The sequence below is a fragment of the Pseudomonas sp. CH235 genome (assembly GCF_004368175.1).
In the GTDB taxonomy this organism is placed as follows: Bacteria; Pseudomonadota; Gammaproteobacteria; order Pseudomonadales; family Pseudomonadaceae; genus Aquipseudomonas; species Aquipseudomonas paraglycinae.
Genome location: NZ_RRZJ01000008.1, coordinates 196,248 through 215,269 on the forward strand (window position 1 = coordinate 196,248; position 19,022 = coordinate 215,269).

The window sequence follows — 19,022 nt, forward strand, 5'->3', positions numbered from 1 at the left end:
CTGGGACGCTTCTTACAAGCAGACGACGAAGGGACTTTAAACCTTGAGGGTTGAAGCTAGTCTCAAGGGTAAGCCCCACAACGGCTTGCCGCCGGCTGACGCCGGACACTCACCAAGACCTGCCATGAGCAGGCGCGACATGAGGTTTTTATGAAAATCCGTGAACTCGCCCAGCATTGGGAAGAAACCGCCAAGGGTCGCCTGACCGATACCGGCTACACGATTCATCTGGATGTGGAAGCTGCCGCACGGCTGGCGGCGATCGCCGAGATGTACCCCAAACGCCACGCCGAAGAACTGCTCGGCGAGCTGATCGGCGCCGCCCTCGAAGAGTTCGAAGCGAGCCTGCCGTATGTGAAAGGTTCGACCGTGGTCGCCACTGACGAGGAAGGCGATCCGCTGTATGAAGATGTCGGCCCGACCCCGCGTTTTCTCGCGTTGTCGCGGCGTCATCTGCACGACTTGTCGGCGGCTGCCGGCAAGCAAAAACACTGATCCCTGACCCCTCAAAACTGTGGGAAACGGTTTGCCCTCGATGGCGTCAGTTCAGCCGCAAACGGGTTGAATTGGATGGCCTCATCGCTGGCAAGCCAGCTCCCACAGGGACTGTATTTCCCCTCCGCTTTTACGCCATTTTTCGCCCGCGCGTACCATTCTCCCCCGCCAAAGTTCCCGGTTTAGAGCCCTGTCCGTTCGGTCAAAGTTTTTTTTGGCGATGGGCCATCTTTTCTGAACTTTTGAAAAATGCCTTCGGTCGGAACAGGTAACCACGCCTGGAACGAGCGTTTCAAAACGCACTTGCACATGAAGGTTGCGGCTCCGCTACCAGGATGGATTTCGAAGCTTTCAAGGAGTTAACCAATGGAGTTGAAGACCATGAAGACCCAAACCTCGTTTTCCCACCTGCGCGGTCTGAAACTGGCCGCTCTCGCCATCGGCACCAGCTTCGTGCTGGCCGGTTGCGCTGGCAATCCACCGACCGAGCAGTACGCCGTGACTCAATCGGCGGTCAACAGCGCGGTCAGCGCCGGCGGTACCGAGTTCGCCGCCGTGGAGATGAAGCAGGCTCAGGACAAGCTGAAGCAAGCCGAAATCGCCATGCACGACAAGAAATATGATGAGGCCCGCACCCTCGCCGAACAGGCCGAGTGGGACGCCCGCGTCGCTGAACGCAAGGCTCAGGCGATGAAAGCCGAACAAGCTGTGAAGGATTCCCAGAAAGGTGTTCAGGAACTGCGTCAGGAAAGTCAGCGCACCGTGCAGTAAGCGCGCATCCCGACCGCAAGGCTGAAACTCTTATCGATAGAAAGGACGAACGATTATGCGTAAACAACTGATGATCCCCGCTCTCCTGGCCGCAAGCGTTGCCCTGGCTGCCTGCTCGACGCCGCCGAACCCGAACCTGGAACAGGCGCGCACCAACTACGCCGGGCTGCAGGCCAACCCGCAGGCCAGCAAAGTCGCGGCGCTGGAAACCAAGGATGCCAGTGATTACCTGGACAAGGCCGACAAGGCTTATCTGGACAAGGAAGACCAGCACAAGGTCGACCAGCTGGCCTATCTGACCAACCAGCGCGTGGAAGTGGCCAAGCAGACCATCGCTCTGCGTACCGCTGAAGCCAATTTGAAGAACGCCGCCGCCCAACGTGCCCAGGCCCGCCTGGACGCTCGCGATCAGCAGATCAAACAGCTGCAGGACAGCCTCAACGCCAAGCAGACCGATCGCGGTACTTTGGTGACCTTCGGTGACGTGCTGTTTGCCACCAACAAGGCCGACCTGAAATCCAGCGGTCTGGTGAACATCAACAAACTGGCGCAATTCCTTCAGGAAAACCCTGATCGCAAAGTGATCGTCGAGGGCTACACCGACAGCACCGGTACTGCGAGCTACAACCAGTCGCTGTCCGAGCGCCGCGCGACCTCGGTGCAGGTTGCACTGATCAAGATGGGCGTCGACCCATCGCGCATCGTCGCTCAAGGTTACGGCAAGGAATACCCGGTAGCGGATAACACCTCCGTCTCGGGCCGTGCGATGAACCGTCGAGTGGAAGTGACCATTTCCAACGACAACCAGCCAGTGGTACCGCGTTCGGCCGTGAGCTCGACCACGCACTGATTCGCTGAGCGGTAAATGAAAAGCCCCGCCTGATTTGATCAGGCGGGGCTTTTTTGTCCGTCGCACATTTACTCTTCGAGCTTCTGCGGCGTCTCTTGGCCCATGCAGCGCACAGCCTTTTTCTGACTGTTGACCAGCACCCCGGTCAGGCCTTTCTGTTCGGTGTCGAACAGCACCAGCACGCCATCGATGCACTGCGCCACTTGCGGCGCCGGGGTCAGGGAAACTTTGTAGTCTTCGCCGGGAACGGTCTTGAGCATGGTGAATTCGTTGAGCAGCAACGCATCCTCGGGTTTGGCGAAGTGCAGGTAGCCGTAGTACCACAGGGCACCGACGGTGCCGAGGATGCTGCAGATGCCGGTGATGATCAGCGGGATGGCGTTACGTTCTTCACTCATTGCGGACTCTCTGGTGGTTCGTCTTCAGAATTCGGGGGTGTCGGATAATTCGGGATCTCGCCGAGGCGGCGCAGGCCGTTGAAGTGTTCGGGGTCGTCGAGGTAACGCAGCATCACCTGACGCCAGACCGGATCGCCGAAGGTCTGCACATGGCCGCCACGAGTCAGTTGCAGCACGCGCGGTGGCGGCGCAGCTTGATACAGACGGATGCCGTTGGAAAGGGGCACCAGCGGATCGTCGAGGCTGTGGAAGATCAGTTTCGGCACGCCGTTGAGCTGCGGCATCGCGTTGATCGCACTGTCGCCATCCGGCACCAGCCACGACAGCGGCACCTGAAACGGCCATGTCAGCCAAGAGGTGCTGAGGGCGTATTGGCCGACGCTGCGGTAACTGGCGGGCACGCCGTCGAGTACCAGCGCCTTGAGCTGTTTTTGTCTTTCCGGATGTTGCACCAGCCAATGCACCGCCATCGCGCCGCCGAGACTCTGGCCCAGCAGCACCAGCGGTTTGCCTTTGACCTCAGGCGCCTTGTCCAGCCAGGCGAAGGCGGCATCGATGTCCTGATAGATCGCCGGCAGGCTCGGTTCGCCCTCGGACAAGCCGTAACCGCGATAGTCCACCAGCAGCACTTGATAGCCGTTTTTCGGCAACCACCAGCTTCCGCCCAGGTGCATCGGCAGATTCCCGCCGTTGCCGTGCAGGTGCAGGACCGTACCCTTGACCTCGACCCCGGGTTTGGCCGGCAGCCACCAGGCATTCAGCTTGAGGCCGTCGGCGGTGGTCAGGGTGACGGTGCGGTATTCGAGTTTGGCCTTTTCCGGGGTGAAGATCTGACCCGGTTCGGGGTAGAACAGCAAGGAGCTGCAACCGCCGAGGGTCAGGAGCAGGCAAAGGATGCCGAGGATTCTCATCCGGTGAAACCTCGCAGGGTTCGGATTCCCGCGCGCAGCGCGGGAATGATCAATGGGCCTACAGGATGTTGGAGTAATCGGCCTCGATCCGGTCCAGGCTCAAGTGGTTGAGGAAGTTGGAGAAGCACATCCACGCCGACAGCGCGTTCATGTCGCGGAACTGGTCCGGCAGGTACTTGGGCGGCACCACCAGGCCTTCGTCCACCAGCTGACGCAGGGTTCGCATGTCCTCCAGCGTAGTCTTGCCGCAGAACAGCAACGGGATCTGCTCGAGCTTGCCCTTGCGCACGGCCAACTGAATGTAGTTGTAAACCATGATGAAGCCCTTGAGGTAGGACAAGTCTTTGGTGAATGGCAGACCGGTCGGCGTCGAGCCACGGAAAACCCGACTGGCGTTGCCGTAGCTTTCCGCCATCTCGAAGCCCTGCTCGCGGAAGAACTCGAAAATCTGCAGGAAGTCCGCGCCCTCCTCGACCATGTGAATGGCGCGGGTGCGGTTGGTCAGTTTGCGCAGGCGGCTCGGGTAGGAGGCGAAGGTGATGATTTCCATCAGGATCGCCAGACCTTCCTGAGTCACCGTCGACGAGGGCGGGCCCTTGGACAGGAAGGTGCAGATCGGCTGGTTCAAGCCGTTGAGCGTGGTGCCGACGTGCACCAGGCCTTCGTGGACTTCCAGCGCGCGCACGTCGCGGTCGTTGAACATCGCGTCGGTGCGGATCTTGATGTAGTCGGCACCCGCCGCCGCATCGGCGACGATACCGTCGGACTCGAACACGCGGATGGTTTCTTCAGCCTCGCCGAACACCTTGTTCAGGCGGGTTTGCAACAGGTGAACGGCGTCCTTGGCGGTAAGGGTCTTCGGTTCGTCCTTCAGGTCGCCACGCCCATCGATGTTGTTCAGATAGTCCGACATCATCAGGCCGAGGTCGGCCAGGGTCGGGTCACCGGCGTGGAACGCGTCGGACGCGGCGCCGTACAGTTCCTGGGAAATCAGGCCGAAATCCTCGGTGCCGCGCGCTTCGAGCATGCGTACCACCATTCGGTATTCCTTGCACATGCGGCGCATGATCTGGCCAACCGGGTTGAACTGGCCGAGCTGGCGGGTGATATCCCGCTCGATGTTCTGGAACTCCAGCTTGACCTTGCTCGAATCAAAGGACAGCGGCCGGTTGAGGTAGTAGTCGCGATCCACCGCCGGCAATTCCTTGCCCTTGGCCTTGAGGAAACCCTTGCGGATGTTCTCGTCCCACTTGACCGCGTCGAGCACGCGGATCGGCGTCTGCGCCAGCACTATGCGATCGGACAGAATGCGTATCGTCTGCTGGTAATCGTCCACCCGAAACTCCTGTAGAAAACGTGACGAACTGAATTATTTGGCTTTGGCCTGATGCTGATAGCGCGCCGCTTCGACGAAAACGTCGGAATTGGCCGGGTCGTCAAGGTAAGCAAAGACCTTTTCAAGCGGGCTGTCGACCTGCACGCCCTCGCCGTCATCGGTCTGGAAGCCCTGGCCGTCGAGGGTCTTCTGGGCGATGGCCTGGTTGATCTGTTCGAGGTCGAGGTTGTAGATCACCAGTTCGCGCTTGTCGGTGATCTCGAAGCCGGCGATGGTGAAGTGCCCGCCGTATTGCGCCGGCACCTTCGCCGACAGATACCAGCGGTTGCCGTGGCGCGACACCGTGAACGGATAGGCTTCACGCTCGCGGGGTTTGGCTTTGAAGTACGCAACCGCCTGATAGCGATCGTTGCCCAGGCGCGTCAATTCCAGATTCATCGGCTCGCCCCAGGCATTGGTGCTCGACCATTGGCCGAGCAAGCCCTTGGGCGCCGGTTCACTGGCGGGCAGCGGCTCCTTGAAGGTCACCAGACATCCGCTGAGCAGCAGGAACGACAAGGCGATCAGCACGCCACGCCAGGCTTTCATTCGACACTCCCTTGAACACCCGTTTCTTCTAATCGTTCCCACGCAGAGCGAGGGAACGATCAGGGTCGAGAATTACACCGACGCGAGTACCAGGTGCATATAGCGCGTCAGAATGCCGAGCATGTCCTCTTCAGCCAAAGGCTCGGCGTCGTTGAGCAGGCCCTGATATTCCATCCGTCCGATAATCGCCGTCAACACCTTGGCATCCTGCTGCGGCTCGCGCGAGCCCAATACCTGGAACAACTGGCAGGTGCCCTGCAACAGAATCTGCTGATGGGAACGCACCAATTCCGCCAGACGCGGGTTGAGCAGCGCCTCCTGACGGAACGCCTGCTCGGCCATCAAATGCTCGCGACGGTTGACCAGTTGCCGATGCACGTAATCAGCCATCAACCGCGCGATATCGTCGGCCAGTTGTGAGCGCGACTCCGGGCTGCCGTCACCGCTGACCACCATTTCGCGCAGCAGGCCTTCGTTGTTGATCCACAGCTTGGCCATGTAGGCCGCACTGCGTTCGACGTACTGGGCGAAGGTATCGGTGAGCAGGTCATCGATGTCCTTGAAGTAATACGTGGTGGCCGACAGCGGCACACCGGCCTCGGCCGCCACCGCACGGTGACGCACGGCGCGTACGCCGTCGCGTACGACAATGCGCATCGCCGCATCGAGAATGTCCTGTCGACGCTGTTCACTGCCCTGCCGGCTGGCCTTGCGGCCCTGGTACTGAACACTTTCAGCGACCGCAGTGGCGATTCCCGCTGCACCCTCTTGAGCCATTGCACCGATCACGACAGGCATACCTCTGTTGTTTTCTTCAAAATTAACCATTTGATACGTTTGTACCAGACAGGCAATAAAAAGCCGCCCATTTCAGGCGGCTTTTTTATTGAAACACTTACGCTTGTGGCCGCATGTGCGGGAACAGGATCACGTCGCGGATCGACGGGGAGTTGGTCAGCAGCATCACCAGACGGTCGATGCCGATACCTTCGCCGGCCGTTGGCGGCATGCCGTACTCCAGCGCACGAACGAAGTCGGCGTCGTAGTGCATGGCTTCGTCGTCGCCGGCGTCCTTGTCGGCCACCTGCGCCATGAAGCGCTCGGCCTGGTCTTCCGCGTCGTTCAGCTCGGAGTAGGCGTTGGCGATTTCACGGCCGCCGATGAACAGCTCGAAGCGGTCGGTGACGTTCGGGTTGTCGTCGTTGCGACGGGCCAGCGGCGACACTTCGAACGGATACTGGGTAATGAAGTGCGGCTGTTCCAGCTTGTGCTCGACCAGCTCTTCGAAAATCATCACCTGCAGCTTGCCCAGACCTTCGAAACCCAGCACCTTGGCGCCGGCCTTCTTGGCGATGGCGCGCGCCTTGTCGATGTCGTTCAGGTCATCGGCGGTCAGCTCGGGGTTGTACTTGAGGATCGAGTCGAACACCGACAGGCGTACGAACGGCTCGCCGAAGTGGAACACCTTGTCGCCGTACGGCACGTCAGTGCTGCCCAGAACCAACTGCGCCAGTTCACGGAACAGTTCTTCGGTCAGGTCCATGTTGTCTTCGTAGTCGGCGTAAGCCTGGTAGAACTCCAACATGGTGAATTCAGGGTTGTGACGAGTCGAAACGCCTTCGTTACGGAAGTTGCGGTTGATCTCGAACACTTTTTCGAAGCCACCAACCACCAGACGCTTGAGGTACAGCTCTGGCGCGATACGCAGGAACATTTCCATGTCCAGCGCGTTGTGGTGGGTTTCGAACGGCTTGGCCGCGGCGCCGCCAGGAATGGTCTGCAGCATCGGCGTTTCGACTTCGAGGAAGTCGCGCTTCATCAGGAAGCTGCGGATGTGCGCGATTACTTGCGAACGGACGCGGAAGGTCTGACGCACGTCTTCGTTGACGATCAGGTCAACGTAGCGCTGACGGTAACGCTGTTCGGTGTCGGTCAGGCCGTGGTGCTTGTCCGGCAGCGGGCGCAGGGATTTGGTCAGCAGGCGCACGCTGGTCATCTCGACGTACAGGTCGCCCTTGCCGGAACGGGCCAGGGTGCCTTCGGCGGCGATGATGTCACCCATGTCCCAGGTTTTCACCGCGGCCAGGGTTTCTTCGGACAGGGTCTTGCGGTTGACGTAGACCTGGATGCGACCGGTCATGTCCTGGATCACCATGAACGAGCCACGGTTGAGCATGATGCGACCTGCAACCTTGACCGGGATCGCCGCCTCTGCCAGCTCTTCCTTGGTCTTGTCCGCGTACTGTTTCTGCAGTGCTTCGCAGTAGTTTTCGCGGCGGAAGTCGTTCGGGAAGGCATTGCCCTTGGCGCGCTCGGCAGCAAGCTTTTCCTTGCGCAGAGCGATCAGGGAGTTTTCTTCCTGTTGCAGGGCTTGCGGATCGAGTTGTAGGTCGCTCATGTCTTTAAATTTTCCATCACAGGTTCGTTGCCCCCGCCGGCGACGGGGGACTTGAGGTCGGTTGAAAGCTTACAGCCCCGATTTCAGGCTGGCTTCCAGGTATTCGTCGATGTCGCCGTCGAGTACCTTGTCGCAGTCACTGCGTTCGATGTTGGTGCGCAGATCCTTGATCCGCGACGCATCGAGCACGTACGAACGGATCTGGTGACCCCAGCCGATATCCGACTTGGTGTCTTCCAGAGCCTGGGACGCCGCGTTGCGCTTCTGCATTTCCTGCTCGTACAACTTGGCCCGCAGCATTTTCATGGCGGTGTCCTTGTTGGCGTGCTGGGAACGTTCGTTCTGGCAGCTCACCACGGTGTTGGTCGGTACGTGGGTGATACGTACGGCCGAGTCGGTGGTGTTTACGTGCTGACCACCGGCACCGGAGGAACGATAGGTGTCGATCCGCAGGTCTGCCGGGTTGATTTCGATTTCCACCTTGTCGTCGATCTCTGGCGAGACGAAAACTGCGGAGAACGAGGTATGGCGACGGTTGCCGGAGTCGAACGGGCTCTTGCGCACCAGACGGTGCACGCCGATCTCGGTACGCAGCCAGCCAAAGGCGTATTCGCCCTTGATGTGCACGGTCGCACCCTTGATCCCGGCGACTTCACCGGCCGACAGCTCCATGATGGTCGCGTCGAAACCGCGTTTGTCGGCCCAGCGCAGGTACATGCGCAGCAGGATGTTGGCCCAGTCCTGTGCTTCGGTGCCGCCGGAACCGGCCTGGATGTCCAGGTAGGCGTTGTTCGGGTCCATCTCGTGGCTGAACATACGGCGGAATTCGAGCTTGGACAGGGACTCTTCGAGACCTTGAAGGACTTCGACGACGTCGTTGACCGCGCCCTCGTCGTTCTCTTCAACGGCCATGTCCAGCAGCTCGCGGCAATCGGCCAGGCCACCGTTCAGTTCGTCGAGGGTATCGACGATCTGCGCCAGCGCAGCGCGCTCGCGGCCCAGTTCCTGGGCGTATTCAGGTTTGTTCCAGACTGCAGGATCTTCAAGCTCGCGATTGACTTCGATCAGACGCTCATGCTTTTGATCGTAGTCAAAGATACCCCCGAATAGTTTCGGAGCGCTCGGACAGGTCCTTGATGGTGTTCAGGATCGGGTTGATTTCCATGACGGGCAGCACTCGTTGGCGAACTTTTGAAAGCCGGCGAGTATAACGTAATCAAGCTGTCACGGCAGCCCGTCTGGCGGCTCTTGAGGCGAATGAACCCGATGGTTCATTCGATCCCCACCTGATTGCGCCCGTTGTTCTTGGCCAGGTACAGGCCACGGTCCGCCGCCGAGATCAGCAACCGGCAGTCGCTGCCCGACTCCGGCACCATGGTCGCCAGGCCGATGCTGATGGTCAGGCTCGAGCCTTCGGCCGGGGCATTGTGCGGAATCTTCAGCGCCGCGACCGTCTGGCGCAGCTTTTCCGCCACCAGTCGGGCCCCGCCAGGCGAAGTGTTCGGCAGCACCAGCGCAAATTCTTCGCCGCCATAACGCGCCGGCAGATCGGACGGCCGGGCGCTGGCCTCGCGGATCGCCGTGGCGACCTTGCGCAACGCTTCGTCGCCTTCGACGTGGCCGAAGGTGTCGTTGTAGGACTTGAAGTAATCGACGTCGATCATCAGCAGCGACAACTGGCTCTGGTCGCGCAGCGAACGGCGCCATTCCAGTTCCAGGTATTCGTCGAAGTGCCGGCGATTGGACAGCCCGGTCAGGCCGTCGGAGTTCATCAACCGCTGCAGGACGAGGTTGGTGTCGAGCAATTGCTGCTGGCTGACCCGCAGCGCGCGGTAGGCCGCATCCCGTTGCAACAGGGTCATGTAGGAGCGCGAGTGATAGCGGATGCGCGCCACCAGCTCGATGTTGTCCGGCAGTTTCACCAGATAATCGTTGGCTCCGGCGGAGAACGCCGCGCTCTTGATCAGCGGGTCTTCCTTGGTCGACAGGACGATGATCGGAATGTCCTTGGTCGCCGGGTGATTGCGGTATTCGCGCACCAGACTCAGGCCGTCGAGGCCGGGCATCACCAGATCCTGCAGGATCACGGTCGGCTTGATCCGCACCGCATGTGCCACGGCAAGATGCGGGTCGGAGCAGAAGTGGAAGTCGATGTTCTCCTCATTCGACAGCCCACGGCGCACGGCTTCGCCGATCATCGCCTGATCGTCCACCAACAACACCATGGCGGCGTTCTCGTCGGTTTTGATGTCATCGATCTGTAAGTCATTCATGGGCGGTCACCTGAGTGCTGCGGGGGCCAGGATTGCGGATGGATGTGTTCATTTAGGGAAAATCTCCAGCAATCGTGGCGCTATCTTTTCCAGTGGACGGATTTCTACGGCCGCGTCGATGGCTGCGGCAGCCTTGGGCATGCCGTACACCGCACTGCTTTGCTGATCCTGCGCGATGGTCAGATAACCCTGTTGACGCATGAGCTTAAGCCCTTGCGCCCCGTCGCGTCCCATCCCTGTCAATAAAACCCCTACTGCGTCACCGTTCCAGTAACTGGCGACGCTTTCGAAAAATACATCGATCGAAGGGCGGTAGATCTCGTTGACCGGCTCGGCGGTGTAGGCCAGCGTGCCGTTCTTGAGCAAACGAATATGGTGGTTGGTGCCGGCCAGCAGCACCGCGCCGGCCTGCGGCGGTTCGCCTTCGCGGGCCAGACGCACGTCGAGGCCGCTGGCGCTGGCCAGCCATTCGGCCATGCCGGCGGCAAACACCTGATCGACATGCTGCACCAGCACGATGGCCGCCGAAAAGTGGCGCGGCAGACCTTTGAGCAAGACTTCCAGCGCGGCCGGGCCACCGGCCGAAGAGCCGATCGCCACCAGCCGCTGGCGCGAGGCGGTACTGCGTGGTGTCGCAGGTGCCGGGCGTGAGCGGGCGGTTTTCTCGCCGATCAGCCAGCCGATATTGAGGATTTTGCGCAGCAGCGGCGCCGCCGCTTCCTGAGGATTGCCGCCGCCGATGGCCGGGGTATCGACCACGTCCAGCGCGCCGTGGCCCATGGCTTCGAACACCCGGTGCACGTTCTGCTGGCGGTCCACGGTGACGATGACGATCGCGCACGGGCTCTCGGCCATGATCCGGCGGGTTGCCTCGACGCCATCCATCACTGGCATGATCAGGTCCATCAGGATCAGGTCAGGAGTGTTTTCGGCGCACAGGCGCACCGCTTCGGCGCCGTTGCTGGCGACCCACACCACCTGATGCGCCGGCTCGAAAGCCAGCGCCCGGCGCAGGGCCTCCACCGCCAGGGGCATGTCGTTGACGATTGCGATCTTCATGCCCGCGCTCCTCCGATGAGCTCAACCACCGCGTCGAGCAGGGCGTCGTCATGAAAACTGGCCTTGGCCAGATAATAGTCGGCGCCGGCGTCCAGTCCACGGCGGCGGTCTTCCTCGCGATCCTTGTACGACACCACCATCACCGGCAGCGATTGCAGACGGTTGTCGCGGCGCAGCAGCGAGACCAGTTCGATGCCGTCCATGCGCGGCATGTCAATGTCGGTGATCAACAGATCGAAATCCTCGGAGCGCAGGGCGTTCCAGCCGTCCATGCCGTCCACCGCAACGGCCACGTCGTAGCCGCGATTGAGCAGCAGCTTGCGTTGCAGCTCGCGCACGGTGAGCGAATCGTCGACCACCAGAATCCGTTTGCGCGCGGCTTCCGCGGCCTGATTACCGTGACGGGCAATACGCTCCAGACGCCCGGTATTGAGCAGTTTGTCCACCGAACGCAGCATGTCTTCAACATCGACGATCAGCACCACCGAGCCATCGTCGAGCAAGGCCCCGGCGGAAATGTCCTGCACCTTGCCCAGCCGTTCGTCCAGTGGCAGCACCACCAGCGTGCGCTCGCCGATGAAACGCTCGACCGCCACGCCGTAGATCGCATCGCGCTCGCGGATCACCACGACTTTCAGGGTCTCGCCGCTGTTCTGGCTGGCCGGACGTTGCAATAACTGACTGGCCGCGACGAGCCCGACATGCCGGCCTTCGTGCCAGAAATGCTGGCGCCCTTCGACCTGCACGATGTCCTCCGGCGCCAGATCGCACATGCGCTCGATGTGCGCCAGCGGGAAGGCGTAGGCCTCGTCGCCGACCTCCACCACCAGGCTGCGCACCACCGACAGGGTCAGCGGCACTTCGAGATAGAAACGACTGCCCTCGCCCGCCGTCTGCTCCAGCACCACCGCACCGCGCAACTGGCGGACCATGTGCTGAACAGCATCGAGACCGACGCCACGACCCGACACTTCGGTAACCTTGTCCCGCAGGCTGAAACCCGGCAGAAACAGGAAGGTCAGCAGTTCCTCTTCACTCAACTGGGCGGCGGTTTCCGCGGGCGACAACTGACGTTCGACGATGCTGCGGCGGACCTTTTCCAGATCCACACCATTGCCGTCGTCGCTCAGTTCCAGCACCAGCAGACCGGCCTGATGCGAGGCGCGCAGACGGATCAGGCCTTCCTCGGACTTGCCTTTGAGCAGGCGTTCTTCCGGGGTTTCGATGCCGTGATCGACCGCGTTGCGCAGCAGGTGCGTGAGCGGTGCTTCGAGTTTTTCCAGCACATCACGGTCGACCTGAGTCTTCTCGCCCTCGATCTCCAGCCGCACCTGTTTGCCGAGGCTGCGACCGAGGTCGCGCACCATCCGCACTTGCCCGGACAGCACATCGGCGAACGGCCGCATGCGGCAGGCCAGCGCGGTGTCGTAGAGCACTTGTGCGCGCTGACTTGCCTGCCAGGCAAACTCGTCGAGTTCGGCGTTTTTCTCTGCCAGCAGTTGCTGGGATTCGGCGAGCAAACGACGCGCGTCTTCCAGCGCCTCTTGAGCCTCAAGGCTCAGGGCATGTTCCTTGAGATGAACGTTGAGACTTTCCAGCGCCCGCAGGCCGTTGTTCTGCATGCGTTTGAGGCGCTGCATCGTGGCCAGGTGCGGCTTGAGGCGCTGGGTTTCCACCAGGGATTTGCTCGACAGATCGAGCAGGCTGTTCAGGCGTTCGGCGGTGACCCGAAGCACCCGCTCGCCACCTTCGGTGGTGCGTTTGCTCTTGCGAGGCGCGGGTTCCGGCTCGGCAACCTCGACCGGAATTTCAACCGGCGCCGGCTCAACCCCCGGCGGTGGCTGAAGCTGCAACTCGGCCATCGGTGGCGCACTCGGAGCGGCGGGCACCACGGTCGGTGCCGTCGGGTCGAGCAAACCGCCCATCAACGCCACGTAAGCCTCGATGTCCGCCGGTTGAGGGCCGTTGGCCGGAGTGGCGATGCGCATCAACAGATCGGTGCCCTGCAACAGCGCGTCGATATGCTCGGGGCGCAGGAACAATCGCCCTTCCTGGGCGCTGACCAGACAATCTTCCATCACATGGGCGACGCTGACTCCGCTGTCGATGCCAACGATCCGCGCCGCGCCTTTCAACGAGTGCGCCGCACGCATGCACGATTCGAGCTGATCGGCCTGGGTCGGGTTGCGCTCCAGCGCCAGCAGCCCGGCGCTGAGCACCTGGGTCTGGGCTTCGGCTTCGAGACTGAACAGCTCGAGCAAGGAGGCGTCGCGCATTTGCTCGGGGGTCATGTGAGGCTCCGGGACACGGCGGACAACAGCTGTTCTTCATCCAGCCAACGCAGGCTGCGACCTTTGAAAGGCAGCACGCCTCGGGTGTATTTGGCGCTGGTCTGTGCGCCAGACCGCGACGCGGCATCGAGAATTCGCTCGTCGATGGCGTGAATCCCGTCGACTTCGTCGACCGGCACCACCACCGGCCCGCCCTGGGCCGAGATGATCAGCATGCGCGGCATGATCCGCGCGCCGGTCACCGGGGCCGCGTTGCTGTCGAGGTCGAGCAGTTCGACCAGCGACAGACAGGCCACCAGCGCACCGCGCACGTTCGCCACGCCGAGCAAGGCCCGGGAGCGCTGGTGCGGCAGCGAGTGAATCGCCTGCAACGGCGCGACCTCCACCAGACTGCGGGTGGCCAGGCCGAGCCATTCTTCACCGAGGCGGAACATCAGCAGCGAACGGGTCTTCAGCTCGGTTTCCACCTGGGTCGCCACCGGGTCGCGCTCGTCCTGCTGCAACGCATATCGGTCGAGCAGACGCGTGGCGGCGGCGGAATACACCGAGCAATTGCGGCAATGGATGTGCTCGTCCAGCAGCGGACAGGACTTGTCGCCGTGGATGCCGATGCGGTTCCAGCAATCGTCGATGGCCCGGGCGTCTTCGTGGGTGACGTTCAAGGTGTCGGACGGGATCATCGTTTACGCTCACTGTCGGCGGTGCGGTCGCTGCGGGCGGCGCGCTCCTGCAATCGTCTGGCGCCGGCCGTGTCGCCCTGGGCCTGCAGCAACGCAGCCAGGTGCATCAAGGCTTCGGGGTGTTGCGGTTCGAGGTACAGCGCTTTGCGGTAAAAGCCCTGGGCTTCGAGCGCGCTGCCGGCGACATCGCTCAGCAGGCCGAGCCAGTAGAACACCTGGGCCACCGGCTCATGGCTGCGCAAATACTGTTCGCACGCGGCCCGGGCCTCGGCACTTCTGCCTTCGTTGGCCAGGGCGGCGATGTTGGCCAGCAAGGTCGCGGCGTCGGGGTTGGTGCTTTTAGCCGTCGCGGGCAACGGCGTCACGCCAGCAAACGGACGGTTGCGCACCGGCGGTGGTGGCGTGCTGCGCAGCGGTTGGCGCACAGGTAACGGCAGCGGAATCGCGGTCGGCGCCGGCAACGGTTCGGGTTGTGGATCGCTGTGACGGCTGAAAGCAAAGGACTGTGGAATCCCGATCGAGCGCATGCCCAACCGCCCAAGCAGACTACCCTCGGCCGGGCCGATAAACAGCACGCCATCGACATGGGTCAGGCGCTTCAGCACCGCGAATACCTGCTGCTGGGTCGGCTGATCGAAATAGATCAGCAGGTTGCGGCAGAACACGAAATCGAACGGCGGCTCGTTGACCAGCAATGACGGATCGAGCACGTTGCCGACATGCAAGCGAACCTGCTCGCGGACGATTTCATTTACTCGATAACCCTCGTTCTCGGCGAAAAAATGCCGCTCACGAAAGTCCAGCTCCTGACCGCGAAACGAGTTCTTGCCGTACAGCGCACGCCGCGCCTTGTCCACCGACAAGGGGCTGACGTCCATGCCATCGACCTTGAACTGATGGGGCTTGAGGCCCGCATCGAGCAAGGCCATGGCAATCGAATAGGGTTCTTCCCCGGTGGAACACGGCAGGCTGAGGATGCGCAGCGCACGCATGTTGTTCAGCTCGCCCAGGCGTTTGCGCGCCAGTTTGCCGAGGGTGGCGAAGGATTCCGGGTAACGGAAAAACCAGGTCTCGGGGACGATCACCGCTTCGATCAGCGCCTGCTGTTCATCCCGCGAGCCTTGCAGGGTCTGCCAGTACTCATTGGCATTCACCGTTTGCGACAGGGTGATGCGCTGGCGCACAGCCCGTTCGATGATCGCCGGCCCGACCGAGGCGACATCGAGGCCGATGCGTTCCTTGAGGAAGTCGAAGAAGCGCTGGTCGCTGCTCATGGCTGCTCCTCAAGCCGCGCCGGATCCAGCGGCGGTGTCGGGAACAGCAGTGTACGCACCGACTCGTCGAGCAAGTCGTTGACCCGCACCCACTGCACCAGCCCTTGCGCGTCTTCACGCACCGGGCCGAGGTACGGCGCCTGACGATTGTCGAGGCCGTACGGCTGAAAATCATCCGGGTTGCAGCGCAGGGTATCGGTGGCCTGTTCGAGGATCAGCCCCAGCCATTGCGAGGGTTGCGAGTCGTCCGCGCGGTAATGCACCAGCACCAGACGCGTGCTGGTGCGCGCTTCCGCAGGATGGCCGAACGTCAGGGCACTGAGGTCGATCACCGGCACCACCGTGCCGCGATAGGCGAACACCCCCGCCACCCAGTGCGGCGCCCGTGCAATCGGCTTCAACGGCAGGCGCGGCAGCACTTCGGCCACTTCCGTAGCGCGCAAGGCGTAGCGTTCGCTGCCGATGCGAAACAGCAGGAACAACGCCTGCTTCGCCACCGGTGCAGCGCTGCGTTTGGCGGTGATTTCGCTCATCAGACTTTGAATCGCGAAACGCCGCTGCGCAGGCCCACGGCCACCTGGCTCAGTTCGTCAATGGCGAAACTGGCCTGACGCAACGACTCGACCGTCTGGCTGCTGGCATCACCCAGCTGCACCAGCGCGTGGTTGATCTGCTCGGCGCCGGTGGCCTGAGCCTGCATGCCCTCGTTGACCATCAACACCCGCGGCGCCAGCGCCTGCACTTGATGGATGATCTGCGACAGCTGCTCGCCGACCTGCTGCACTTCGGCCATGCCGCGACGCACTTCCTCGGAGAACTTGTCCATGCCCATCACCCCGGCGGACACCGCCGACTGGATCTCGCGGACCATCTGCTCGATGTCATACGTGGCGACAGCCGTCTGATCCGCCAGACGCCGCACTTCAGTGGCGACCACCGCGAAACCACGGCCATATTCACCAGCCTTCTCCGCTTCAATCGCGGCGTTCAGGGACAGCAGGTTGGTCTGGTCGGCGACCTTGACGATGGTGACGACCACCTGATTGATGTTGCCGGCCTTCTCGTTGAGGATCGCCAGTTTGGCGTTCACCAGATCCGCTGCGCCCATCACCGAATGCATGGTGTCTTCCATGCGCGCCAAACCTTGCTGCCCGGAACCGGCCAGCACCGAGGCCTGATCGGCGGCGGTGGAGACTTCAGTCATCGTGCGTACAAGGTCGCGAGAGGTCGCCGCGATCTCGCGAGACGTCGCGCCGATTTCAGTGGTGGTCGCAGCGGTTTCGGTGGCGGTGGCTTGCTGTTGTTTGGAAGTGGCCGCAATCTCGGTCACCGAGGTGGTGACCTGCACCGACGAGCGCTGGGCCTGGGACACCAGCGAAGTGAGCTCGGTCATCATGTCGTTGAAGCCAGTTTCCACGGCACCGAATTCGTCCTTGCGGTCGAGGTTCAAGCGGCTGCTCAGATCGCCGGTGCGCATGATGTCGAGGATCTGCACGATGCGGTTCATCGGCGCCATGATCGCGCGCATCAGCAGCAGACCGCAGAACCCGGCGGCCAGCACGGCCACCAGCAGCGAGACGAACATGCTGACCTTGGCCGCCGCCACGGCCTCATCAATGTTGGCCATGGCCTTGTCAGCGACTTTCTTGTTCTCGCCAATGATGTCGTTGAGCTTCATCCGGCCCGAGTACCAGGTCGGAGTCAGTTGTTCGTGGAACAGCTTGACGGCGTCGGCTTCCAGATTGCGTTTGTGCAGATCGAGCACCGCATCCTGAATTTTCAGATAGGCGTCGTGATATTTCTCGAACGCCGCGAATTCGAGCTTGTCCTCGTCCGTCACCACCGTGCCACGGTAATTGGCCATCTGTTCCTGAAGCCGGGATTCGAAAGCCTTGTAATCGGCCGCATCTTCACTGCTGACGCCCTGCCCCTCCTTGAGGCCCAGCAGTTCCTGGGTCTGCAGGTAACTGTCGACCCACGCGCCACGAATCATCGAGCTGTAATAGACGCCGGGAATCGCGTCGTCACGCACGCTGTTTTCACTGGCTTCGATCTTCAGCAGCCGCGAATACGAGACGACCACCATAAGCAGCATGATGGCGATAATCACCGCAAAGCTCGCCAAAATGCGTTGGCGCAACGTCCAGTTCTTCACAGTCAGTCCTCGGGGCGGGTCGAAATGCGGGGGAGTATAGCTGAGGGCGGTGTTTCATTTATAAGACGGTTTGCCGCGCTCTGGCCTTCCGGTATTAAACGGGGTGGGCTCTGGACAGGGACTTTCAAGGAATCGGAGGGTGGCGTGCCAGTGACGCAATGGCAAAAAGGGGCGATGGATTAGCCATTTCGGGTTTAGATGATCTGCAGGCACGGTAGCCATGTGCCATTGTGCGCAACTTCTTGCGCACTTGTTTCGCGAAATCGCCGCCTGATTTCGCTACAGCCCCCGGTTACCGTCGCCTGTAGCCGAGTGCGCAACTTCTTGCGCAGTACTGCGCAAGAAGTTGCGCACTTTTGCCTTCATCGCTGTTCAAAAAACGCCCAAGCCCGCGAGCCAGAGCGGTGAAGTCCCCGGCTCCCGGGGACGCACCAAAAGCTGGCACGCTCCTTGATAACAGTCAGCCACCCACCGGGCGATTTCGCCTCCCGGGCACCCTAACTTTATCCGCAAGGAGCACCTCCCATGGCAACACCAGCGTACATGTCGGTTACCGGCGAAAAACAAGGCCTGATCACTGCCGGCGCCTTCACCGCCGACTCCGTTGGCAACACCTACCAGGAAGGTCACGAAGACCAGGTCATGGTTCAGGCGTTCAGCCACGACGTGATCATCCCGCGTGACCCGCAATCCGGTCAGCCAACCGGTCAGCGCGTTCACAAGCCAGTGATCATCACCAAGGTCTACGACAAGGCTTCGCCACTGCTGCAAGCCGCTCTGACCTCCGGCGAGCGCATGAGCGAAATCGTTATCCAGTGGTACCGCACTTCGGCTCAAGGTACCCAAGAGCACTACTACACCACCAAACTGGAAGACGCGATCATCGTCGCCATCAACAACAAAATGCACAACTGCCAGGATCCATCGAACGCCCACTTCACCCACCTGGAAGAAGTGCAGTTCACCTACCGCAAAATCACCTGGACCCACGAAGTATCCGGTACTTCGGGTTCCGATGACTGGCGTGCTCCAGTCGTTTAATTACGGCTGATCGTTTCAAGCATCGGCCAGCTCTGCTGGTCGATGTTGTTTACGCCCCTCCAGAATTTCGCGTACGTTGACCCGCTTTGCGGGCGTCGACGAGCGCCGCTGTACAGCACGAGGAACAAGGGATGTTCGCGCCGGCCAATGAAACCCACTTTGCCCTGACCATCGAAGGTCTTTCCGCCGATTTCCAGGTGTTTACCCTGACCGGCCGGGAAGCCATCAGCCAGCCTTTTGTGTTCGAGGTGGAGCTGGTCAGTGAGCAGCCGTCGCTGGACCTCGAAACCCTACTGCACAAACCGGCCTTCCTGCAGCTGTCGCCCGACGGCAGCGGCATCCACGGCCTGATCTACCGCGCCGCGCAAGGCGATTCCGGCAAGCGCCTGACGCGCTATTCCGTGACCCTGCGCCCGCAACTGGCGTATCTCGCGCACCGGATCAACCAGCGGATCTTCCAGAACCTCAGCGTGCCGAAAATCATCGGCAAGGTCCTCGAAGA

At 61.5% G+C, this 19,022-nt stretch carries 19 protein-coding genes; 5 read left to right on the forward strand and 14 right to left on the reverse strand.

Features of this window, described 5'->3' with window-relative positions; genetic code table 11:
- The first annotated feature begins 150 nt into the window (after positions 1–150).
- From EIY71_RS11750 to EIY71_RS11760, 3 genes are all read left to right on the forward strand, one after another.
- Positions 151–495 carry a hypothetical protein gene (locus tag EIY71_RS11750; RefSeq protein WP_011332654.1) on the forward strand — a complete coding sequence of 115 codons (345 nt, stop codon included), beginning with the start codon at positions 151–153 and terminating at the stop codon, positions 493–495.
- Between the two features lie 366 nt (positions 496–861).
- Entirely contained in the window at positions 862–1,266 is a 405-nt protein-coding gene (locus tag EIY71_RS11755) for a DUF4398 domain-containing protein (protein ID WP_085697302.1), read from the forward strand.
- Between the two features lie 55 nt (positions 1,267–1,321).
- Positions 1,322–2,116 (forward strand): OmpA family protein, encoded by a 795-nt coding sequence (locus EIY71_RS11760; protein WP_085748085.1) that lies wholly within the window; start codon positions 1,322–1,324, stop codon positions 2,114–2,116.
- Positions 2,117–2,184: 68 nt separating this feature from the next.
- Here the strand turns inward: EIY71_RS11760 and EIY71_RS11765 are convergent, their stop codons facing one another.
- The 14 genes from EIY71_RS11765 to EIY71_RS11830 form a co-directional block, all read right to left on the reverse strand.
- The gene (locus EIY71_RS11765; RefSeq protein WP_085748084.1) at positions 2,185–2,514 is read right to left on the reverse strand and encodes a hypothetical protein; all 330 of its coding nucleotides are present in this window, start codon (positions 2,512–2,514) and stop codon (positions 2,185–2,187) included.
- Positions 2,511–3,425, reverse strand: coding sequence for an alpha/beta hydrolase (locus tag EIY71_RS11770; RefSeq protein ID WP_085748083.1), 915 nt, complete (start codon positions 3,423–3,425; stop codon positions 2,511–2,513). The genes EIY71_RS11765 and EIY71_RS11770 overlap by 4 nt, the downstream gene beginning before the upstream one ends.
- 58 nt (positions 3,426–3,483) lie before the next feature.
- Positions 3,484–4,761, reverse strand: coding sequence for a flavohemoglobin expression-modulating QEGLA motif protein (locus EIY71_RS11775; protein ID WP_011332649.1), 1,278 nt, complete (start codon positions 4,759–4,761; stop codon positions 3,484–3,486).
- Positions 4,762–4,794: 33 nt separating this feature from the next.
- On the reverse strand, positions 4,795–5,349 hold the full coding sequence (locus EIY71_RS11780) for a hypothetical protein (protein WP_102717180.1): 555 nt from the start codon (positions 5,347–5,349) through the stop codon (positions 4,795–4,797).
- Between the two features lie 72 nt (positions 5,350–5,421).
- Positions 5,422–6,126: a TetR/AcrR family transcriptional regulator gene (locus EIY71_RS11785; RefSeq protein WP_011332647.1), complete on the reverse strand. Its 705-nt coding sequence runs from the start codon at positions 6,124–6,126 to the stop codon at positions 5,422–5,424.
- A gap of 118 nt (positions 6,127–6,244) precedes the next feature.
- Positions 6,245–7,747: a lysine--tRNA ligase gene (gene lysS, locus EIY71_RS11790; RefSeq protein WP_102686535.1), complete on the reverse strand. Its 1,503-nt coding sequence runs from the start codon at positions 7,745–7,747 to the stop codon at positions 6,245–6,247.
- 69 nt (positions 7,748–7,816) lie between these two features.
- Positions 7,817–8,912, reverse strand: a protein-coding gene (prfB, locus tag EIY71_RS11795; protein ID WP_102621447.1) for a peptide chain release factor 2 whose coding sequence is annotated in 2 segments (ribosomal slippage) — positions 7,817–8,839 and positions 8,841–8,912 — 1,095 coding nt in all. Because the reading frame shifts where the segments join, the coding sequence is not laid out codon by codon here.
- A gap of 106 nt (positions 8,913–9,018) precedes the next feature.
- Complete coding sequence (locus tag EIY71_RS11800; RefSeq protein ID WP_011332645.1) at positions 9,019–10,020, reverse strand: PleD family two-component system response regulator; 1,002 nt, start codon at positions 10,018–10,020, stop codon at positions 9,019–9,021.
- 48 nt (positions 10,021–10,068) lie between these two features.
- Complete coding sequence (locus EIY71_RS11805) at positions 10,069–11,079, reverse strand: chemotaxis response regulator protein-glutamate methylesterase (RefSeq protein ID WP_085748081.1); 1,011 nt, start codon at positions 11,077–11,079, stop codon at positions 10,069–10,071.
- On the reverse strand, positions 11,076–13,370 hold the full coding sequence (locus EIY71_RS11810) for a hybrid sensor histidine kinase/response regulator (RefSeq protein ID WP_085748080.1): 2,295 nt from the start codon (positions 13,368–13,370) through the stop codon (positions 11,076–11,078). The genes EIY71_RS11805 and EIY71_RS11810 overlap by 4 nt, the downstream gene beginning before the upstream one ends.
- Positions 13,367–14,050 (reverse strand): chemotaxis protein CheW, encoded by a 684-nt coding sequence (locus EIY71_RS11815; RefSeq protein WP_085748079.1) that lies wholly within the window; start codon positions 14,048–14,050, stop codon positions 13,367–13,369. Before EIY71_RS11815 ends, EIY71_RS11810 begins: the two co-directional genes overlap by 4 nt.
- Positions 14,047–15,324 (reverse strand): protein-glutamate O-methyltransferase CheR, encoded by a 1,278-nt coding sequence (locus EIY71_RS11820; RefSeq protein WP_085748078.1) that lies wholly within the window; start codon positions 15,322–15,324, stop codon positions 14,047–14,049. Before EIY71_RS11820 ends, EIY71_RS11815 begins: the two co-directional genes overlap by 4 nt.
- Complete coding sequence (locus tag EIY71_RS11825; protein ID WP_085748077.1) at positions 15,321–15,857, reverse strand: chemotaxis protein CheW; 537 nt, start codon at positions 15,855–15,857, stop codon at positions 15,321–15,323. The genes EIY71_RS11820 and EIY71_RS11825 overlap by 4 nt, the downstream gene beginning before the upstream one ends.
- Positions 15,857–17,479, reverse strand: coding sequence for a methyl-accepting chemotaxis protein (locus EIY71_RS11830; protein WP_039769604.1), 1,623 nt, complete (start codon positions 17,477–17,479; stop codon positions 15,857–15,859). The genes EIY71_RS11825 and EIY71_RS11830 overlap by 1 nt, the downstream gene beginning before the upstream one ends.
- 525 nt (positions 17,480–18,004) lie before the next feature.
- Here EIY71_RS11830 and EIY71_RS11835 point away from each other — a divergent pair.
- Together EIY71_RS11835 and EIY71_RS11840 are read left to right on the forward strand one after the other, a co-directional pair.
- A complete protein-coding gene (locus tag EIY71_RS11835) occupies positions 18,005–18,520 on the forward strand; it encodes an Hcp family type VI secretion system effector (RefSeq protein WP_039767797.1) in 516 nt (171 codons plus the stop codon).
- Positions 18,521–18,651: 131 nt separating this feature from the next.
- The coding region (locus EIY71_RS11840) for a contractile injection system protein, VgrG/Pvc8 family (RefSeq protein ID WP_256661088.1) at positions 18,652–19,022 on the forward strand (371 nt) is incomplete at its 3' end.